The following is an 18,472-nucleotide window of genomic DNA, read 5'->3' on the forward strand; positions in this document are numbered from 1 at the left end:
ATAAGTCGGGTGCTTGTCGACCGAACCGTCGCGCATCCGATGTACTACGTCGTATACGCGCCGGCGCTGTGTCGGGTCGGCCCGTGGCCGGCCACCGACGTAGGACCGGTCAGTCCGCGACGAACGGCCGGAGTTCGACGGCGAACGCGACGGCGTCGGGTTCGACGCGGTACTGTTCGAGCGTCTCCGGGCCGCAACTCCCCGTCCCGAGCCCGCAGTGAGCGTGGTCGAGCGAGACGGAGATCTCGTCGCGCTCGGGCAGTTCGTGGACGTGGTCGGCCGCTTCCAGGTCGGCGGTCGTGTAGCGGTGGGCGGTCACGTCGAGGGGAGAGTCGCCGGTCACGCGGAGGCCGACGCCGCGCCCGTCGGTGAACGTCGCCCAGCGCACGTCCGTCCGGTTGCCGTTCGCCTGCGGCCTGACGTAGGGCGTGTGCAGGTCGGTCACGTCTCGCTCGTAGCGGCCGACCAGCGACGACCGCTTGCTGTCGGCGTAGGACTCGCCGGGGCCGCGCCCGTACCACGTGACCGTCTCGAAGTCGCCGGGCAGCGTCAGGTCGAGGCCGACGCGCGGCAACGAGGGTAGCACGGACATGTCCCCCTCCGGTTCGAGTCGCGTCTCGATCGCGACCGACCCGTCGCCGGAGACGGTGTACGTCTGCTCCGTCGCGAAGCCGTGGTCGTACACCGGCGGCGCGAGCCGCCCCGCGACCGTGATCTCGACCGCGTCGTCGCCCTGTTCGTGGGTGACCTCGTCCGTCCGGAACTGGAGGCTGTCGAGACCGTGCTCGCGCCAGATCTGCGCGAACCCGATCGTCCAGAACTGCCCCGGTTCCAGCGTCGCTTCCCGCTCTGACAGGTCGGTCAGCCGCGAGAGGAGCTGGCCGTCGAGGGGCAGTCCGCGGTCGTTGTCGGTCGGCGCCCGCCAGAGGTCGACCCGTGGCCCGTCGGCGACGAGTTCGCTCCCGCGGTAGGTCAGCGAGTCGACGACCCCGTGGGTGTCGTCGAACACGAGTTCGAACTCCGGGCCGGAGACGACGATGCCGTCGTCGGTCCGCTCGGAGGTGAGCGGGCCGGTGTCGACGCGCGGCGTCGCCGGCTCGCCGCTGTCGGGGAGTTCGAACTGCCCGGTCGCGACCGTGTGGCCGGCGTCCGCCCACGCAGTCGCGCCCGCAAGTGAGATCTCGATCGTCAGCAAGTGCTCGGCGTCGCCGCGCTCGGCGTCCTCGATAGGGACCGCGGCGGATCCGCGTTCGCCGGGAGCGACCGCCGGGAGGTCGAGCGCGCCGCTCTCGACGACCTCGCCGTCGGCCTCGACGCGCCAGGAGGCGGTCAGGTGGTCCAGCGAGCGGAAGTCGTAGCGGTTCTCGACGACGACCTCGCCGCGGTCGAGCTCCCCCGCGGCGAGCGTCACCGGCTCGATGACCTTCTTGTATTCGACGAGGCCGGGCGAGGGCTCGCGGTCGGGGAACACGAGACCGTTGATGTTGAAGTTCCCGTCGTTGGGCTCGTCGCCGAAGTCGCCGCCGTAGGCGAACCACTCCTCGCCGTCGTCGGTCCGCTGGCGCAGTCCCTGGTCGAGCCAGTCCCAGACGAACCCGCCCTGCAGGCGCTCGCGCTCGTCGATCATGTCCCAGTACTCGCCGAGGCTGCCGGGCCCGTTGCCCATCGCGTGAGCGTACTCGCACATGATGACGGGGTGGTCGTAGTCGTCTTCGGCGGTCCACTCCTCCAGCTGGTCCCACGGCGGGTACATCGGGCCGACGATGTCCGAGACTTCCTGCTCGGTGTCGGGCTCGTAGTGGATCGGCCGCGTCGGGTCGCGCTCGCGGGTCGCTTCGGCCATCGCGACGTGGTTCTCGCCGAAGTCCGACTCGTTGCCGAGCGACCAGACGACGACGCTGGGGTGGTTCTTGTCCCGCTCGACCATCCGGACCATGCGGTCGACGTAGGTGTCGCGCCACTCGGGCGCGTCGCTGACGTGGGGCGTCTCCGGCGCGTTCTCCATCCCGTGGCACTCGATGTCCGTCTCGTCGAGGACGTACAGCCCGTACTCGTCGCACAGGTCGTAGAACCGGGAGTCGTTCGGGTAGTGGGCCGTCCGAACGGCGTTGATATTGTGCCGCTTCATCAGCTCGACGTCCTCGCGCATCGCGTCCATCGGCACGTGGCGGCCGCGGTCGGGGTGGAAGTCGTGGCGATTGACGCCGCGGATCGTCACCGCCTCGCCGTTGACGAGGAACTGCCCGTCCGCAATTTCGACCTCGCGGAAGCCGACCGTCTCCGTGACGACCTCGGTCGAGTCGCCAGCGCTCGCGTCCCGGCCGTCGCCGTCGGTCAGCGCGAGTTCGAGCGTGTAACACGTCGGCGTCTCCGCCGTCCACTTCTCGGGGTCGGTCACTGTCGTCTCCAGCGTGACGGTCGCCGTGTCGTCCGCGGGGACCTCCGCGGTTCCGCCGAGTTCAGCGACGGCCGAGCCGTCTTCGTCGCGGAGCGTCGCTGCGACGGTGCGGGTGGCTTCGCTCGCCCCGGCGTTTGCGATTTCCACGTCGGCACGCAGGTTCGCGTCCTCGTAGTCCTCGTCGAGGTCCGTGCGCACGTCGACGTCGGCGACGTGAGCTTCGGAGACGGCGTAGGCGTAGACCTCCCGGAAGATACCGCTCAGCCACCACATGTCCTGGTCTTCGATGTAGCTCCCGTTGGTCCACTTGTACACCCGGACCGCGATCGTGTTCTCGCCGGGTTCGACGTGCTCGGTCACGTCGAACTCCGCCGGGAGGCGGGCGCCCTCGCTGTAGCCGACGCGCTCGCCGTTCACCCAGAGGTGAAACGCCGAGTCGACGCCCTCGAAGTGGAGGCGGACCCGGCGGCCGTCCCACTCCTCGTCGACGTGGAACGTTCGCCGGTACGATCCGGTCGGGTTGTCGGTCGGGACCCGCGGCGGGTCGACCGGGAACGGATAGTCGACGTTCGTGTAGTGCGGTCGTCCGTAGCCCGCCGCCTGCCAGTTCAGCGGGACTTCGACGTCGTCCCAGTCGGCGGCGTCGAACGAGGGGTCGGCGAACCCCTCGGGGGCGTCGGACGGCGTCGGTGCCAGGTCGAACTCCCACTGGCCGTTCAGCAGCGTGGTCCACGGCGATGCCGCGAGATCGTCGTCTCGGGCGCTCTCGGCGTCCGCGTACGGCAGCACGTCCGTGTGCGGCGCGAGTCGGTTCCGACCCACCGTCTCGGGGTCGATCCAGTCTTCCATGTCGTGCGTGGTGTGCGAACGAGCGGGGTTTATTCTTCCGGGTGCCCGCTTCGGGGACCGCCGCCGACGCGTCGCCCGCCCGTCGCCCACGTCCCCCGTTCGATGCGCTCCGGGATGGCCGATCACCCGTCGATACGGCCCGTTCGACGAGTGGCTGGCCGTCTCTTCCGGTGGAGAGACTGTCGGAGTATCGCCGTCGCTGTCTCCCTCCGCGTCGGAGCCGCCAGTCTCGGCCGCTGCCGCCGACCGCACATACGTGCGCTTTTCACTGGGGGACGTCTACACCGGACCGGTGGCGATGACGAGCAGTTACCCCCACTGAGCCCCTTGTGACGAGGAGTTTTCCCGAGCCACCGTCTCTGTACCCGCGTAGCGGTGGCTCCGGAACAGGCACGCGCGGAGAACGACGGGGCGGTTCAGAACGGCGCGGTCGATCCGTCGGTCGACCCGCCGGAGGATTCGGGCGTTTCTAGTGGGCCGTCCCAGGCGTTCAGCCCGTCCGCGAGGCTCTCGACAGGGCCGTCGACACCCTCGTAGGACCCGAGCAGACGGGCGGCCTGGATGCTCGATTTGCCCATCGGGCAGACCGTCACGACGCGCCCGGCGCCGTCGAGTTCCTCGACGCGGTCGGTCAGTTCGTTCGCCGGGATGTTCTCGCTGCCGGGGATGTGCCCGCGCTCGAACGACCCGGGGTTGCGGATGTCCACGATCCGGAGGTCGCCGTCTTCGGCCCCGTCGTCCAGGAGCGCCTGCAGTTCCTCGCCGGAGATCTCGCCGTCCATCGTTAGATCGCGGTCGGTGGCCGGACGCTATAGGTTCGTCGGAGTCGAGCGAACGAGCCCCTCAGTCCAGCAGCCCCTCGTCGCGGGCGACGAGCAGCGGCGCGAGGCCGCCGCCGAAGGGGAACGCCCGGGCGCGAACGGCCGCGACCGCTTCCTCGGCGGGGACGGCGAACGCGGCGATGTCCTCACCGCTCTCCAGGTCGGGTGCTCCCGGTTCGAGGTCGGTCGCGTAGACGACGGCCTGCGTCATCCGGGTCCACGCGGTCGGCTGGTACGCCTCCAGGAGTTCGGCCTCGCCGGCCCGAAAGCCGGTCTCCTCGCGCAGTTCCCGAACGCTGGCGTCGACGAAGGACTCGCCGTCGTCCACCGCGCCGCCGGGACAGGTGAGCAGCGACTGGTCGAGTCGGACGCTGTACTGTTCGAGCAGGACGACCTCGCCGTCGGGCCGTTCGACCTCGTCGTAGCCGGCGGTGAAGTAGGGGTTCTCCCAGACGACCTCGGTGTCGAGGTGCGTCCAGTCGGCGCCCGCGTCCGCCGGCGGATCGGCCAGTGCTTCCGCACTCGCCCGAGTCGGCACGCCGTCCTCGCCGCTCACAGCACCCCCTCCTCGCGAGCGAGGAGCAGCGCGGTGAGCGTCATCCCGTTTGCCGGGCCTTCGCGCTCCCGCAGGCGGTCGATCGCCTCGTCGGCCGGGACGGTCTCGACGTCGACGAACTCACCGTCGTCGAGGTCTCGTTCGGCCCGGTCCAGGCCGTCGGCGACGAACACGTGGCGGACGTAGCGCGTCCACGGCGACAGCGTGTGGGTCTCGAGATGGGAGAGGTCCTCCGCGACGTATCCGGTCTCCTCGCGCAGTTCGCGCGCGGCGGCGGCCGCGGGGTCCTCCCCGTCCTCGACGAACCCGCCCGGGAGCCCGAGCGACCGCTGGCGGTATCGGGGTCGGTACTGCTCGACGAGGACGAGTTCGTCAGCCTCGGTGAGGGCGATCACGGCCGCGGCATCGGCCGAGGCGAGCCAGTAGTACTCGCCCTCGGTGCCGTCAGGTCGCTCGACCACGTCGTATCCGGTCTCGCAGAACGGCGTCTCCCACGCGACGACCTCCTCGCGGACCGGCCAGGCGGGGTCGTCGTCCTCCCAGGGAGGGGTCGGCAGCGTCACAACAGCCCCTCCTCCTTCGCGAGCAACACCCCTTCGATGGTGGCGTCGTTGGCGGGTTGGCGCCGCGCCACGTCCAGCGCGTCCTCCACGGGGACGGTCGTCACCGAGAGGAACTCGTTGCCGTCGAGGTCGCGTTCGACCGGTTCGAGCCCCTCGGCGAAGACGATGCCCCGGCGGTGACGGAGGACGCCGGTTGCACACCAGAAGTCCTCGATCAGGGAGACGCCGGCGGGGTCGAAGCCGGTCTCCTCGCGCAGTTCGCGGGCGCCCGCGGTCGTGAACGACTCGCCGTCCTCGACGATGCCGGCGGGGAGTTCGAGGCACTGCTCGCGGATCACGGGGCGGTACTGGTCGACGAGGACGAGTTCGTCGCCGGTGCGCGCGACGACGACGACCGCGGCCGGTAGTTCGGCCCAGTAGTACTCCTTCTCGGTGCCGTCGGGCTGCTCGACGCGGTCGTAGCCGCCGTCGTACCAGCCGGTCTCGTACTCGGTCTCGCGGTCGACGACTCGCCATTCGTGCGGCGGTTCGCGCGCGGGTCCGTCGTCGGGGTCGCTCATACGCGCTGTCCGACCGCGACCCGGTAAAGCGTGCCGTTGTAGGAGACGAGCACGCCCTCCGGGGTGACTGCGGTCGCGTTACGCGCCGCCAGCGCGTCGCGCTCGTCGAACGGCGAGTGCGTGAACGCCTCCTTCAGTCCCCACGGCCCCTTCCGGTAGGGATCGGACGTGCCGTTGCGCAGCGCCTGGGTCGTGTACGGGAACCGGCGTTCAGAGAGCGCCGATCCGTTGATCGCGGCGCTGGCGTTGACGACCCCTACGGACCCGTTCGCCACTGTGGACCCGTTGGCCGCGGCGGATCCGTTCGCCGACGCGTTCCCGTCGTCGACGGGTTCCGCTGTCAGGTAGTAGGGGTCGCCGCTCCCGAGGAGCGCGGGGAGGGCACCCAGCGCGAGGAGCGCGACCAGGACGGCCAGAATGAGGAGGACGACGTTGCGAGTGACCCGTCGCATACCGGCGTTACGGCCGACCGGGTGAAAACGACACGGATACGCTCCGGCGGTTCCGGTGCGGTCGGCCGCCCCGGAGCCACCGGTCGCTCACTCCTCGGGGTCGGGCGTCTCCGCGGACTCGTCGGCGCCGTCGCTCGCGACCAGCTCGCGGTAGACGCGGCCGAACGCCTGCCGGCGGAGCGTCCCGACGGCGGCTTCGCGCTCGTCCTGGAAGGTCGCGGCGACCACGGTCTCCGCCGCCGGCGCGACGTGCCAGACCACGTTGTCGACGTGTTCGCTCCCGACCTCCGTGACCGCGAAGCCGTCGTTCTCGGCGGTCCACTCGTCGAACTCTTCGCGCGTCCCGACGTACACTTCGAGCATCGAGGCGAACAGCGCGTCGCGGGCGGTCTCGACCACGTCGCTCGTGACGCGCTCGCGGTACTCGTCGGCGTCCATCGCCATCGCCTTCGCGACTTCCTTGACGACCACCTGCGCCGTCGACCCGAGCGCCTCGTAGCGCTCACGTGCCTCGTCGGCGGTCGCCGGCGCGATCGTCCCCTCGGTGTCCATGCCACCCGGTTCGCCCGCGGGGACTTAGGAACTCCCGGTTTCCTCGTCGCCGTCGCGAGCGGCGTCGTCGGATCGACTGGCCTCGTCACCGTCGCCGTCCTCGCCGTCCTCACCGCCTTCGCCGTCCTCACCGCCTTCGCCGTCCTCACCGCCGTTGCCCGCCGCGTTCTCGCGGCGTTGGCGCGTCAACTCGCGTGCCTCGGTGAGTATGTCCTCCTGGTCGTCCCCGACGTCGTCGAGGTCGGCGACGCCCCCAGGTACCGCGTTCTCGACGGCGTCGACCGACTGTCCGGCGTGTCCGTGGCCGCCGTGGTCGTGTCCATTGCCGCCGTGATCGTGTCCGTGGCCGCCCGGGCCGTGGTCGTGGCCGGACTCGTGACCGCCGGTCGTGTCCTCGAAGACCTGGGGGAACTCCTCCTCGTCGGCGTGGTCGCTGACTCGCCCGGCGAGCTCCTCCGGGGAGCGGTTCGCCCAGTCGTCGACGTGCTCGTCCAGCCACGTCTCGTGGCCGGCCCCGCGGAGCATCGCCGTGAACGCGAGGTGGTTGGCGAGGTGCTCGGCGTCGGCCTGTGGATCGTCGCAGACGGGACACGCGTAGCCCATACCCGCCCCGACGGCCGCGAGGCGCATATGCCTTTCAGAAGCGGTCGGGGCGCCGTCGCGACGCAGTCGACGGCACTGACCCGGCGACGGCGGTGGGACGCCGCCGCACCGTCCTACCGAGTCGACACACGTAAGGACGCCACGGCCGTCTCCCCCGGTGATGTGGCCCTGGGGACACCTCGCGATGGCCTACCTCCTCTACTCGCTGTACTCCCGACTCCGACGCGGTCATCGACCGACCGCGGCGACCGCCCTCGTCGTCGCGGTCGCCTCGCAGGCGCCCGACCTCGTGGACAAGCCGTTCGCGTGGACGTTCTCGGTCCTCCCGAGCGGCCGGTCGCTGGCGCACTCGCTGCTGGTCGTCGTCCCGGTCGTCGCCCTCGTCTACAGTCTCGCCCGGGTCAGGGACGAAGGCGAGGAACCGCTCGCGGTGGCGTTCGGGATCGGCGCGCTCACTCACCTGTTCGGCGACGCCCTCTACTCGCTGGTCGACCTGGAGTTCCGCCACGTCGGCTTCCTGCTCTGGCCGGCCATCCCGCCGGTCGAGTACGAGGTCGAACAGAGCTTCCTCGCTCACTTCGCGCTGATCGAGGCCTCGCCGGAGTTCTACTTCGAACTCTTGCTCGTCGGACTGGCGGTCGTCGTCTGGCGCGCCGACGGCTACCCCGGTCTCGCGACCGCCGCGTCGTGGCCGGTCCGCGCCTGGCGCGGCGTCACCGGCGCCGACTGAGAACGCATGCCCTCGTTTCCCGACCCCGCCGACCGGAACGTCCTCGCCGCGGACTGCCGGCGCTGTCCGGCACTCGTCGAGCACCGGACGTGCATCTCGTGGGGCAACGGCCCCGCTGACGCGACCCTGGTCGTCGTCGGCGAGGCGCCCGCGGCGGGTGATCCCGACGCCGACCGCTGGCGGGGCGGCAACCTGACGGGGATGGCCTACACCTCGCGTCGCTCCGGCCGGAAGATCCGCGAACTCGTCGCCGACGCCGGATACGGCGGCGACGCGTACTACACGAACGCGGTGAAGTGCTTCCCGCCGGACCCCGACGACCCGGGCGACAACCGCGAGCCCACCCCCGAAGAGCGGGCGAACTGCCGCCCCTATCTCGTCGAAGAGATCCGGCAGGTCGACCCCGTAGCCGTCCTCGCCACCGGGAAACACGCGACCGAGTCCGTGCTGGCGGTCGACGACCGCGACCTCGACGGCTTCCTCGACGCGGTGCTGGAGCCGGTCAACTGCGAGGTGCTCGGGACGACGCTCCTCCCGCTGGTCCACCCCTCCTATCAGGAGGTCTGGATCGGCCGGCTCGGGTACTCCTACGGGGAGTACGTGGAGGCGATCCGGGAGCGGCTCGCCGGCGCTGGGGCGCGCTCGGAGGCGGACGCGGACTCAGACGCGGTCGGCGACTGACGGGTTCGGCCCGACGCCGGTGAACTCGAAGCGGGCGCCCCCGTCGGCGCTCTCGCCGACGGAGACGTCCCAGCCGTGGGCTCGCGCGATCTGTTCGACGATGTTCAGCCCGAAGCCCGTCCCGCGGTCGTCGGTCGAGAACCCGACGTCGAATATCTCCTCGCGGCTGTCCGCGGGGACGCCGGGGCCGTCGTCGGCGACGAAGAACCCGTCCGCCGTCCGACCGACGGTGACGGTCACGTCCGCGCCGCCGTGTTCGACGGCGTTGCGAAAGAGGTTCTCGAGCAACTGGCGCACTCGCGACGGGTCGCACTCGATGGCGCCGAGGGCACCGTCGGTCGCGTCGCTCTCGGGGACCCGGTCGGTCCGGAGCGTCGCTGCGGGAGCGTTCACTGTCGCCCACGCCTGGTCGACGAGGGCGTCTAGATCCGCCTGCTCGCGCTCGTCGACGGTCGCTCCCTGCCGGGCGAGCGACAGGAGGTCGGTGATGAGTTCGTCCATCCGGTCCAGCGCGTCGGCCGCGGCGGCGAGGTGTTCGCTGGCGTCTTCGTTCCGGACGATCTCGACGCGCCCGGCCGCGACGTTCAGCGGGTTGCGCAGGTCGTGGGAGACGACGCCGGCGAACTCCTCCAGGCGCTCGTTCTGGCGGGCGAGTTCTCGCTCGCGCCTGGCGAGGCGTTCGCGGGCCTCGATCGAGGCGATGGCGTGGCCGATCGTCTCGCCGAGTTCAGAGAGCACCCCCTGCTCGCGCTGGTCGAAGACGTCGTCCCGCTCGGTGTAGATGCTGAAGAAGCCGTAGACGGTGTCGTCGTGGCGGATCGGCACGACCGCGAGCGACGTGATCCCGTGGCTCTCCAGGAGGTCCCACCACGGCTCCATCGTGGGGTCGGCGAACACGTCTGGGACGCTCTGGATCTCGCCGGTCTTGATCGCGCGGCCACCCGGACCGCTGCCGGTCGGACTGTCGTCGACGGTGACGACGATCGACTGGACGTACTCGTCGTCGAACTCGGACCACGCCACCGGGCGGACTTCGGCGCCGCTCTCGTCGTAGCGACCGAGCCACGCTGCGTCGTAGGGGTCCGAGTCGGTCAGCCGCTCGCAGACGGTCTGTTCGAGCCGCTCCCGGTCCGTCTCGTCGACCAGCGCCTGGGTGGCGATCCGGAGCGTGTCGTTGATCCGGTTGAGCCGTTCGAGGAACCGCGCCTGCTCCAGCCGCTTGACGTCGTAGACGCCGACCAGGGCGCCGCCGAGCGCCCCGAACGTGGCGAGGCCGAGCAGCGCGTCCAGCGGGTCCATCAGCGGGAAGCCTCTGACGACGACGCCGGCGAACACCCAGGCGCCGAGCGCGACGAGCGCGACCGAACCGGCGGCGGTCCACGCCAGCAGCCGGCCAGCGAGGCCATCCGAGGCGAGCCGCCCGCGGGCCAGTTCGACGCCGACCGCCGTCAGCGCCAGCGAGAGCGCCGGGGGGAGGAACTGGACGGAGAACTGTCCGGGCGACGCCCGCAACCCGTAGAGCTCCACGAGGTGGAAGACGGTGAGGGCAACGCCCGCGAGCGCGAGCGTGCCGCCTCCCGCCTCGTTCGAGACGCGGTCCATTGGTCTATCCAAGCCGATCGGCGGGTAAATATTGTCGCCCGGCGATTCACGGCTGATAGCCGACCGCCGGTCTCGATGCCCGAGGGTTCATTGTCGAGCGGGGCGAACCCAGCGCCGATGTACGCCGTCGTCGGGTGTAGCGATTGTTCGATGCTCTGGGTCGTCGAGGGGCGCCCCGAGACCAGTCAGTGTCCGCGCTGCGGGACGACCCGCCAGTACGCCAAGCGCAAGAAGTTCGTCTCGACCGAGGACAGGGACCACGCTCGCGAGGTTCGGGCGTCGATGCTCGCCAACCGGCAGGGCCACGGCGACGCGTTCGCGGAACTCGACTCCTTCGCCGAGATGGAGTCGCAGATCGACGAGGTCGGGCCCTCCGACGCCGAGTACCTCGAAGGGTCGGGGCTGGACGCGGACGCCGTCACCGAGGCCGGAGAACGCGCGACGGAGACGCGAACGAGCAAGAGCCGGAAGGAGATCGTCCGCGAGGCCCTGCGCGAACTCGACGAGGCGACCGAGGACGCGGTCGTCGAGTACGCCGGCGAACGCGGGGTCGACGCCGGGTACGCGCGGAACGCCCTGGAGAAGTTCGTCCGGGCGGGCGAGGCGACCGAGAACCGCGGCGTCTACCGCCCGATCTGAACTCGCTCCCGGAACCTGTCTCCCGAGTGGAGGGAAAAGCACTTGCGACGGCCGGCCGAATACGCACTCCATGAACCCTGAGGCGCTCCGAACGCTCGATCGACGGTTCTGGTACGCCTGGGCGACAGGGGTCCTCGCCAGCCTCGGGGCCGTCGCGGCGGGCCTCGCGATCGTCGGCCCGGACAACGGGTGGCTCGTCGCGGTCTACGCGCTGCTTTCGGTCCTGTTCGCGGGGTTCGGCGTCGTCTCGCTGGTCCTGGAGGAGCGACTCGACGCGGCGGGACAGGCGATCGCGGCAGTCGGACTCACAGTCGTCGCCGTCGGCGTCGCCCGGGACTACTCGGACGCGTTCTTCTGGGGCGGACTGGGACTGGCCCTCGTCGGGTCGACGATCGGGCTCTGGGTCGACCACGGCCAGCGCGTCCGTTCTGCGCTCGGGAGTTGATCGGCTCGAAGCGGCGACAGCGGGCCGAATCAGAGGATGAAGACGAGCGCGAAAATCGGGACGCCGACGAAGTACGCGATCCCGTAGAGAAACAGGTTCGTCGGGATCTTCCCCTCGTGTTTGGGCTGATCGAGCGTCTCGTAGTCGATGGCGTCGTGGAACTGCGCGGGGATGTCCTCGCGGACGGTAGCGCGGTCCCGGAACCGGTCCAGCGGGTCCCAGCCCGTCAGCCCGAGCTTCCAGGCCGCAGAGACGACCCAGGCGATCCCCAGGACGGGGACGAGAAACAGGACGACGAGCGCGACGATCGGGTGCAGGAATCCGGAATCGATCGCCACGCCGACGAGGCGGACGGTCGCCACCGGTGCGACGACGCCCGCGGCCGCGGCGTAGATCGGGGCCCTGTCGTCCATGGTCGGAGACGACGGAAGCGACCTGTAAAGGGCTTTCTCCGGCGACGACTCGACGGGTAGCGGTTCGCGATCCCCGCCCGGGGGCGGGCCGCTCAGAGCAGTCCGAGCGCCTTCGCGACGCCCACGAGGGCGGCCAGCGTCGTCACCGTCAGCTTCGCGAGGCGCATGATCCGCGTCGCCCGGCGAACCGGGAGGTCGTCGTCGCTCTCGCTGCTCTCGTTCGTGCGGACGCGAGCGTCCGTGGCTGTGTTGCGGGGCATGGGTGTGGACGCGCCCGCCGGGGCTCCCGGTCGGACGCACTCGAACTACCGGCGCCCCGAAGGTAAACGCCAGCCGTCACCGGAGCGGAAGTGAAAGTGAAATCTACACTCTACCCCGAAATGATATCATAATAACATCAATTGCGATTCCGGTGCTATCGACCGAGTTCCTCGTGGGCGCTGGAGAGGTTCCGGGAGGCGAGCGCGGCGAGGAGGGAGAGTTCGCCGGCGAGCGCGCCGGCGGCGATGACTTCCGCGAGCGCGTCGGCGTTCGACCCCACGGGGTCGCCGCCGCCCGCGAAGCCCATCACGTCGAGCATCTCCGACTGGGTGGCCAGGTCGGTGCCACCGCCGACGGTCCCCACCTGGAGGCTGGCCAGGTTCACGCTGGCGTAGAGCTCGTCTTCGCGGGCCTCGACGGTCGTGATGCAGTTACTCCCTTCGACGACGTGGGCTTCGTCCTGGCCGGTGGCGATGAACACGCCCGCGACGACGTTGGCGGCCTGGGCGTTGAATCCGAGGCTCCCGGCCTTCGCGCTCCCGACGAGGTTCTTGCGCGTGTTGCCCTCCTCGATGGCCTCGGGCGTCGTGCCGAAGCGCTCCTCGACGGTCTCCCGGGGGATTGTCACGTCGGCGGTGACGGTGTGGCCGCGGCCCTCGACGGCGTTGATGGCGGCCGGTTTCTTGTCGACGCAGAGGTTCCCCGAGAGCGCCACCAGGGAGGCGGGGGTCTCCTCCTCGACGACCTCGGCCGCTGCACGGGTGGCGATCGTCGCCATGTTCATCCCGTTGGCGTCGCCGGTGTCGTAGGAGAACCGCAGGTAGACGGCGTCGCCGACGACGTAGGGGGTGACCGACTGGAGTCGGCCGTGGCTCGTCGTCGACTCCGCTGCCTCGGCGAGGTGGTCCTCGTTGTCCTGGACCCACTCGGCGACCGCGGCGCCCTCGGAGACGTCGGCGACGCGGAAGACGGGGGCGCGGGTCATCCCGCGCTTGGTCACGCGGACCGTCGCGCCGCCGGCCGCGGAGATGGCCGAACAGCCGCGGTTGACGCTCGCGACGAGCGCGCCCTCGGTGGTGGCGATGGGGAGGTAGTACTCGCCGTCGGCGGCCTCGCCGTGGACGGTGACGGGGCCGGCGACGCCCACCGGGAGCTGGGCCCCGCCGATCATGTTCTCGACGTTCGAGTCGGCGGATTCGGTGGCGAAGGTGTAGTCGCCGGTGGCCGAGAGGTCGACCCCTGTGTCGCGTTCGACGACGAGTCGGCGGGCGGTCGCGGCCGTCTCGGCGTCGGCGTGGTCTTCGAGTTCGTAGAGGCGCAGGTCACCGTCAGTGACGCGGGTAGCGAGGGTTTCGGGTTCGGCGGCGTCGCCCTCGCCCGCCGGCGCGTCCACGGCGTCGGAGTCGTCGGTCATGCCCGGAGGCTCGCGGTCGACGCCCCTAACAGTTGCTGTCCCGGTCGCGCGGCCGCGGCGGTCGCCGTTCGGCCGCGCACTCAGGTCCCGTCGTCGCCGCCGGTGACGCGGCCGAGCAGTTCGGTCAGCCGGTCCAGCGGCTGGCCGGTCAGCAGGGAGACGAGCCGGTCGCTCCGGTCGTACATCCGCTGGAGCTTCCGGACCTGTTCGAGGTGGTACTCGGCGCGCTCGCCGTCGGCGGCCTCCAGCGTCTCGGCCGCCTCGTCGAGCGCGCGGCTCATGATCCGAATCTCGCGAGTGACCTCCTGGCGGAGGAACTGCTGGAAGACGTACCAGAGGTCCGTTTCGGCCTCGAAGAAGGCCTTCTTGCCCTCCCCCGGGAGCGACCGGCGGTGGACGAGGTGGAACCGTTCGAGCGTGGTCATCGCGGTGCTCACCGTCGACTTCGCGTAGCCGCTCTCCGCCGCGAGTTCGTCCAGCGAGACGGGCTCCGGTTCGAACAGGAGGATGCCGAACAGCCGGCCGTAGCTGCGCTTCGCGCCGTAGACCTCCGCGCTCCGTTCCAGGGCGTCGATGATCTCCGCGCGCGCCGATTCGACCGCGTCCTCGGTGTCTGTGTCGCTCATGGTTCGTCGGGACGGTCGCCGTCCGCGTCGAGCGCTCCCGTCATATCTGTCCCTCGGTACCCCCAACGTTTAAATCGTTCTCTACAGAATATTTTGTATATGCCGAATATTCCGATTGGTGGTGACGATAGTATCGCCGTGGGCGACGAGACCGGCGGAGACGACGCGGTCGTCCTGCGCGGGGTCGGCATCGAGAAGACCTACGACTCGTGGCTCCCGTGGCGCCGCGGCGTCGAAGTGCTCGACGGCGTCGACCTGGAGGTCTGCGCGGGCGAGATCGTCGGGATCGTCGGCGCGAACGGCAGCGGCAAGTCGACGCTGATGCAGATCCTCGTCGGTGCCCGGGACGCCGACGCGGGGTCGGTCGCGCGGTCGGGCCGCGTGGGCTGGTGCCCGCAGGAGACCCTGCTCTACGACCGCCTGACGGTCGCCGAGACGTTCGACCTGTTCGGCGCCGCCTACGGGCTCTCCGAGGAAGTGATCGACGACGCGCGCGCCCGCCTCGCGGACCGCCTCGACTTCGAGCGGTTCCTCGACTACCAGGTCCGCCACCTCAGCGGCGGCAACCGCCAGAAGGTCAACCTCGCCGTCGCCCTGCTGCACGACCCCGACGTGCTCCTGCTCGACGAGCCGTACACCGGCTTCGACTGGGAGACGTACCTCGCGTTCTGGCAACTGACGGAGGAACTCACCGAGCGGGGGACCGCCATCGCGATCATCTCCCACTTCGTCAGCGAGCGCGAGCGGTTCGACCGGATCTACGAACTCCGGGACGGCGACCTCGTCGAGTCCGACGGGGAGAGCGGTACCGCCGGGGAGGGCGCTGGTCCGGGGGCGTCGCCGGACGGGACGGCCACCGGGGCACCGCCGGACGGAACGGGCGCCGAGCGGTCGACCGACGGAACGGACGCCGACGAGGGCGCGGCCACCGATCCGACGGAGGTGGCGTAGATGAACACCGGCGCGAGTACCAGCGGCGGCGACCCCGTAGCCGGTGGGGACGGTACCCCGCCGACCGCCCGGCGGGCCCGCCGCGACCGACTCCTGACGGGCGTCGTCGCGCACGTCCGCGAGTTCCTGCGGGAACCGGTCCACGTCGTCCTGCTCCTCGCGCTCCCGCCGCTCGTCGTCGAGGGGTACGGCCGCGCGATGGCCTCGTTTCCGGAGTTGCCGTACCTGTCGGCCGTCCCCGCGACACTCGGGCGGGTCAACGGCGCGGTCTTCGCCGCGGCCTTCCTCGCGGGACTGATCGGCCTCTTCCAGGTCGTCAGCGCCGTCCAGGCCGACGGCCGCCTCGCGGTCTGCGGGTTCGAACGCGCAGACCTGTTCGTCTCCCGACTCGGGACGGTCCTCGCGGTGAGCGTCGCCTCCGCCGGCGTCACCTTCGCCGCCCTCTCGTGGCGGGTCTCCGTCGCCGCGCCCGCGGCCGCGTTCGGCGCGCTCGTCCTCGCGGCGCTGACCTACGGCCTCCTCGGCGTCCTCGTCGGGACGCTCGTCCCGCGGGAACTCGAGGGTTCGCTCGTCCTCGTGTTCGTCGCGGACTTCGACGACTTCCTCGCCAGCGGCATCGTCGACGTGGATTCGCCCGTCGTGAACCTCCTCCCGCTGCACTACCCGCACGCCCTCTTCCGGGCGGCCGTGCTCGATGGGTCGGTCCCGACGGAGGACGCCCTGGCGGGATTGGCGTACCTGGCAGTCCTGTTCGGCGTCGTCCTCGCGGCGTACGTGCGCCTCGCCAGCGGGGGTGAGCGCGCGTGAGCACCGGGGACGCCGTGCCGGGACGCGGCGACGGCGGGCGCTCGACCGCGATCGCGGCGTTCGTCGCGGGCCTCCGCGAATACGCTCGCACTCCGGTCCTCCTGGCGCTGTTCGTCTTCCTCCCCGCGTACCTGATCGGCGGGTTCACCCGGCTGGTCCCGTCGACGACGGCCCCGCTCGGCGTGCCGGGCGGCGGGACCCAGGCGGTCGAGATGGCGAACCTCTACGCCGTGCTCATGGTTCCCCTCGTCGGCGCGCTCGTCGGCGCGCTGGCGGGCGTGTTCCTGATACAGGCCGCCCGCCAGTCCGACGCTCGACTCGTCGTCGCCGGCGCCCGCCCAGTCTCGGTCCTCCTCGCGCGCTTCGGCCTCCTGGCGGTCGTCGGCGCGCTGGTCACCGCGGTCTCCGTGGCCACCGCGGCGACCGTCTACGTCCCCGAGCGGCCGCTGTTCGTCGGGGCCGCCGCGCTGCTCGCCGCCCTGACCTACGGCCTGCTCGGTGTGCTCGCCGGCCTGGTCGTCGACCGCCTCGCCGGCGTCTACCTCGCCCTGTTCGGGACGATGCTCGACCTCTTCCTCGTCCAGAACCCGCTGGCGGACCCGCCCGAGTACGCGCGGCTGCTGCCCGGCCACGCACCGACCGAACTCGCCGTCGACGCCGGCTTCTCGACCGACGTGGCGCTGTCGCTCGCCGGCGAGGGCGCGGCGTATCTCCTCGCGGTCGGCGTGGCGACCGCTCTCGCGCTGTACCGGACGATGCGCGTCTCCTGAGGGCGAGTCGGCCACCGGACCGGTCCTCCGGCGGCTCCGTCGCCCGAACGCTTACCAACCGCCCGACTCCCAGTTGCCACCATGACAGCGGCCGCGGATCTGGTCCTCACGAACGCGGAGATACACGCGCTGACCGACCCGGACGAGACGAGCGAGGCGCTGGCGGTCAGGGACGGCCGTATCGTCGCGGTCGGGCCGGCTTTCGACGTGGAACACCTCGCCGGCGTCGAGACGACGGTCCGTGACTGCGGGGGCCGGGTCGTCCTTCCAGGCTTCGTCGACGCGCACACCCACCTGCCGATGGTCGGCCGTCGCCTCGTCAACGCCGACCTCGCCGCCGCGGCGTCGCCGACCGACGCGGTGGACCTGCTGGTGGCCCACGCGGCCGAGACCGACCCCGAAACGTCGGGCCCCGAGCGCGAGTGGGTCCTCGGCTTCGGCTACGACGAGAGCGCGTGGGACGACGCCCGCTACCTGACCGTCGAGGACCTGAACGAGGTCAGCGACGAGCGGCCGGTCGCGGCCGTCCGCGAGGACATGCACCTCGCCTCGCTGAACTCGGTCGCGATCGACCGTCTGCGCGGGGAGATGCCGGACGAAGACGTCCGAACGCGCGGCGGCGAACCGACCGGCGTCGTCGTGGAGGACGCGCTCGACCCCCTGTGGGAGGCCATCGAGCCGGACCGCGCGGCGATGCGCCGGGCCGTCCACGCCGCCACAGAGCGGGCGAACGAACTCGGCGTCGTCGGCGTCCACGACATGGTCCGCCGCTCGGAAGCGCCGGCGGTCTACCGCGAACTCGACCGCGTCGGCGAACTCTCCCTGCGGATCCGGATCAACTACTGGGCCGACCACCTCGACGCGGTCGAGGAACTGGGCCTCCGGACGAACCACGGGAGCGAGCGCGTGCGGACGGGGGCGATCAAGACATACACCGACGGCTCCATCGGCGGTCGCACCGCGAAGCTCTCCGAACCGTACGCCGACGGCGGCAGCGATGATGCCGACGGCGGCAGCGCCGATGCCGACGACAACGACGGCTCCGACTCCGGGACCGACGGCGACGAGCACCGTGGCCAGTGGGTCGTCGATCCGGAGGAACTCCGGGATATCGTCGCCCGGGCTGACGACGCCGGCCTGCAGGTCGCCGCCCACGCCATCGGCGACGAGGCGATCCGGGCCGCGCTGCACGCCTTCGAGTCGGCCGACGGGGAGCGCCACCGGATCGAACACGCCGAGGTGCTGACCGACGACCTCGTCGCCCGCATCGGCGAGAGCGACGTCGTCGCCTCGATGCAGCCGAACTTCCTGAAGTGGGCGCGCGAAGACGGGTTGTACGCCGACCGGATCGGCGACGACCGGCGGCTGGCATCCAACCGCTTCGCCGACCTGCTGGCGTCGGGCGCCGCCCTCGCGTTCGGGAGCGACTGCATGCCGCTCGACCCCCTCTACGGGGTGCAGCAGGCCGTGACCGCGCCGGACGACCGGCAGCGGCTCTCCGTCACCGACGCGCTGCGGGCCTACACCAGCGGCGCCGCCTACGCCGGCTTCGACGAGGACCGACTGGGGACGATCGAACGCGGAAAACTCGCCGATCTGGTCGTCCTCGACCGGTCGCCGTGGGCGGTCGATCCCGGAGACATCGCCGACGTCGACGTGCGGGCGACGCTGGTCGGCGGCGAAGTCGTCTTCGACCGGCGCGCGTAGACGCCGGTCCGGATCGGCGTCGTTCCCTCGGCCGCCGCGAACGACTGCTTGGCCGCGTTCGGGGCGAGGACC

At 71.0% G+C, this 18,472-nt stretch carries 21 protein-coding genes; 8 read left to right on the forward strand and 13 right to left on the reverse strand.

Features of this window, described 5'->3' with window-relative positions:
- Window positions 1–109: 109 nt before the first annotated feature.
- From lacZ to ACMGFE_RS14105, 8 genes are all read right to left on the reverse strand, one after another.
- The gene (gene lacZ, locus ACMGFE_RS14070) at window positions 110–3,247 is read right to left on the reverse strand and encodes a beta-galactosidase, LacZ type (RefSeq protein WP_436925845.1); all 3,138 of its coding nucleotides are present in this window, start codon (window positions 3,245–3,247) and stop codon (window positions 110–112) included.
- 416 nt (window positions 3,248–3,663) lie between these two features.
- Entirely contained in the window at window positions 3,664–4,029 is a 366-nt protein-coding gene (locus ACMGFE_RS14075; protein WP_436925846.1) for a rhodanese-like domain-containing protein, read from the reverse strand.
- Between the two features lie 61 nt (window positions 4,030–4,090).
- On the reverse strand, window positions 4,091–4,624 hold the full coding sequence (locus tag ACMGFE_RS14080) for an NUDIX hydrolase (RefSeq protein ID WP_436925847.1): 534 nt from the start codon (window positions 4,622–4,624) through the stop codon (window positions 4,091–4,093).
- Window positions 4,621–5,187 (reverse strand): NUDIX hydrolase, encoded by a 567-nt coding sequence (locus ACMGFE_RS14085; protein ID WP_436925848.1) that lies wholly within the window; start codon window positions 5,185–5,187, stop codon window positions 4,621–4,623. Before ACMGFE_RS14085 ends, ACMGFE_RS14080 begins: the two co-directional genes overlap by 4 nt.
- Window positions 5,184–5,747 (reverse strand): NUDIX hydrolase, encoded by a 564-nt coding sequence (locus ACMGFE_RS14090; protein ID WP_436925849.1) that lies wholly within the window; start codon window positions 5,745–5,747, stop codon window positions 5,184–5,186. Before ACMGFE_RS14090 ends, ACMGFE_RS14085 begins: the two co-directional genes overlap by 4 nt.
- A complete protein-coding gene (locus ACMGFE_RS14095; RefSeq protein WP_436925850.1) occupies window positions 5,744–6,199 on the reverse strand; it encodes a hypothetical protein in 456 nt (151 codons plus the stop codon). The genes ACMGFE_RS14090 and ACMGFE_RS14095 overlap by 4 nt, the downstream gene beginning before the upstream one ends.
- 87 nt (window positions 6,200–6,286) lie before the next feature.
- Window positions 6,287–6,751 (reverse strand): DUF5809 family protein, encoded by a 465-nt coding sequence (locus ACMGFE_RS14100; protein WP_436925851.1) that lies wholly within the window; start codon window positions 6,749–6,751, stop codon window positions 6,287–6,289.
- A gap of 24 nt (window positions 6,752–6,775) precedes the next feature.
- A complete protein-coding gene (locus tag ACMGFE_RS14105; protein WP_436925852.1) occupies window positions 6,776–7,354 on the reverse strand; it encodes a DUF5810 domain-containing protein in 579 nt (192 codons plus the stop codon).
- Between the two features lie 160 nt (window positions 7,355–7,514).
- Between ACMGFE_RS14105 and ACMGFE_RS14110 the strand changes: the two genes are divergently transcribed.
- Together ACMGFE_RS14110 and ACMGFE_RS14115 are read left to right on the forward strand one after the other, a co-directional pair.
- Complete coding sequence (locus ACMGFE_RS14110; RefSeq protein WP_436925853.1) at window positions 7,515–8,084, forward strand: metal-dependent hydrolase; 570 nt, start codon at window positions 7,515–7,517, stop codon at window positions 8,082–8,084.
- A gap of 6 nt (window positions 8,085–8,090) precedes the next feature.
- Window positions 8,091–8,765: a uracil-DNA glycosylase gene (locus tag ACMGFE_RS14115; protein ID WP_436925854.1), complete on the forward strand. Its 675-nt coding sequence runs from the start codon at window positions 8,091–8,093 to the stop codon at window positions 8,763–8,765.
- Here the strand turns inward: ACMGFE_RS14115 and ACMGFE_RS14120 are convergent.
- On the reverse strand, window positions 8,745–10,367 hold the full coding sequence (locus ACMGFE_RS14120) for a sensor histidine kinase (protein WP_436925855.1): 1,623 nt from the start codon (window positions 10,365–10,367) through the stop codon (window positions 8,745–8,747). The two genes, ACMGFE_RS14115 and ACMGFE_RS14120, sit on opposite strands and share 21 nt — an antisense overlap.
- Window positions 10,368–10,484: 117 nt before the next feature.
- Between ACMGFE_RS14120 and ACMGFE_RS14125 the strand changes: the two genes are divergently transcribed.
- Window positions 10,485–11,006, forward strand: coding sequence for a DUF5817 domain-containing protein (locus ACMGFE_RS14125; RefSeq protein WP_436925856.1), 522 nt, complete (start codon window positions 10,485–10,487; stop codon window positions 11,004–11,006).
- Window positions 11,007–11,076: 70 nt separating this feature from the next.
- The gene (locus ACMGFE_RS14130) at window positions 11,077–11,451 is read left to right on the forward strand and encodes a hypothetical protein (protein WP_436925857.1); all 375 of its coding nucleotides are present in this window, start codon (window positions 11,077–11,079) and stop codon (window positions 11,449–11,451) included.
- Window positions 11,452–11,480: 29 nt separating this feature from the next.
- On the opposite strand, the gene ACMGFE_RS14135 is transcribed toward ACMGFE_RS14130, so the two are convergent.
- The 4 genes from ACMGFE_RS14135 to ACMGFE_RS14150 form a co-directional block, all read right to left on the reverse strand.
- Complete coding sequence (locus tag ACMGFE_RS14135) at window positions 11,481–11,864, reverse strand: hypothetical protein (RefSeq protein WP_436925858.1); 384 nt, start codon at window positions 11,862–11,864, stop codon at window positions 11,481–11,483.
- A gap of 92 nt (window positions 11,865–11,956) precedes the next feature.
- Entirely contained in the window at window positions 11,957–12,124 is a 168-nt protein-coding gene (locus tag ACMGFE_RS14140) for a hypothetical protein (RefSeq protein WP_436925859.1), read from the reverse strand.
- A gap of 155 nt (window positions 12,125–12,279) precedes the next feature.
- The gene (hmgA, locus tag ACMGFE_RS14145; protein WP_436925860.1) at window positions 12,280–13,539 is read right to left on the reverse strand and encodes a hydroxymethylglutaryl-CoA reductase (NADPH); all 1,260 of its coding nucleotides are present in this window, start codon (window positions 13,537–13,539) and stop codon (window positions 12,280–12,282) included.
- A gap of 80 nt (window positions 13,540–13,619) precedes the next feature.
- Window positions 13,620–14,165 (reverse strand): GbsR/MarR family transcriptional regulator, encoded by a 546-nt coding sequence (locus tag ACMGFE_RS14150; RefSeq protein ID WP_436925861.1) that lies wholly within the window; start codon window positions 14,163–14,165, stop codon window positions 13,620–13,622.
- A gap of 99 nt (window positions 14,166–14,264) precedes the next feature.
- Here ACMGFE_RS14150 and ACMGFE_RS14155 point away from each other — a divergent pair, with 99 nt between their 5' ends.
- From ACMGFE_RS14155 to ACMGFE_RS14170, 4 genes are all read left to right on the forward strand, one after another.
- Entirely contained in the window at window positions 14,265–15,116 is an 852-nt protein-coding gene (locus ACMGFE_RS14155; protein WP_436925862.1) for an ABC transporter ATP-binding protein, read from the forward strand.
- The gene (locus ACMGFE_RS14160) at window positions 15,117–15,923 is read left to right on the forward strand and encodes an ABC transporter permease (RefSeq protein ID WP_436925863.1); all 807 of its coding nucleotides are present in this window, start codon (window positions 15,117–15,119) and stop codon (window positions 15,921–15,923) included.
- Window positions 15,920–16,693: an ABC transporter permease gene (locus ACMGFE_RS14165; RefSeq protein ID WP_436925864.1), complete on the forward strand. Its 774-nt coding sequence runs from the start codon at window positions 15,920–15,922 to the stop codon at window positions 16,691–16,693. Before ACMGFE_RS14160 ends, ACMGFE_RS14165 begins: the two co-directional genes overlap by 4 nt.
- Before the next feature lie 81 nt (window positions 16,694–16,774).
- Window positions 16,775–18,400 carry an amidohydrolase gene (locus ACMGFE_RS14170; protein ID WP_436925865.1) on the forward strand — a complete coding sequence of 542 codons (1,626 nt, stop codon included), beginning with the start codon at window positions 16,775–16,777 and terminating at the stop codon, window positions 18,398–18,400.
- The last annotated feature ends 72 nt before the right edge of the window (window positions 18,401–18,472 follow it).

It is taken from the genome of Halosimplex amylolyticum (assembly GCF_051414035.1).
GTDB classification, from domain to species: Archaea; Halobacteriota; Halobacteria; order Halobacteriales; family Haloarculaceae; genus Halosimplex; species Halosimplex amylolyticum.